At 35.1% G+C, this 885-nt stretch carries 2 pseudogenes; both read right to left on the minus strand.

Annotated elements, in window-relative coordinates:
* Window positions 1-277 (minus strand): annotated as a pseudogene (locus tag R7Z50_RS25810) (hypothetical protein); the annotation flags it as partial.
* A 57-nt stretch (window positions 278-334) separates the two neighbouring features.
* Window positions 335-885: pseudogene (locus R7Z50_RS25815) on the minus strand (hypothetical protein); the annotation flags it as partial.

The following is an 885-nucleotide window of genomic DNA, read 5'->3' on the forward strand; positions in this document are numbered from 1 at the left end:
TGCCGAGAATTAAAATCATCGGGATCTGAGAGATAACACTCCATCTTGAAAGGGCATCTTCGAAAGATATATAACACAGTTCGCCTTCTCGCAGTGACAAAGCTAGTTTGTCAAAGAAATCAGGCGGCAATGTCGAACGCAAGTAAACAAATCGCTCAAAATCAATACTGACGATGTAGTCGTTTTTTGCAATGATCTGCTCAATATCATCACTTCTAAAGATTGAGCAGATCTCTTCACGTTTATAGATAAACTTGTCTTTACGCCGATACTGCATTTCGAAAATCATTTTCATAGATTAAAAGGTAGAATTGCTTAAAACCGAACAGAATGATTACATAATAGCTTGTTTTATATCAAGTGAAGTTTCATAATAATCATGTTTATTGAGTATCGATGGATACGCGTGTGAATTTAACCAGATGTTATACTTTCTATAATTCCCGTTTGTTTTATGATCAACTTCAGTGTCAAACCCGAGTTTAGAAAGAAAATCATTTATTGCCCGTGTTTTATAGCCTTCAGAATGTGACTGTGAAGTGATGGGCTTCAACATAGTATTCATCGAACTCAGTTTTTTACAGAGTGCGGAATTACCATTTAATAACTGGTTGATGATATCATAAGCTTCATAATAACTGGATTTAGGGATAGAATGCTTCTGGTCAATACGTTCAATAGATATGTTTAAAGTTTTAAAAAGAACATTCATCAGATTAAAAAGGGGCTGGTCTGATGTTTTAGTCTGGCGCCACTCAGTATATTCTTGCAAATGTTCTAATAACGAAGCTTTGTTTCTAGAAAATGAGATTGCGTCGTCAGTCAAATAATCAATTTGAATATGCAACCTTTCTGAAATCACTCTCTTTTCAGCAGCGCTCAGTT

The organism is Vibrio sp. 1249-1 (assembly GCF_033340495.1).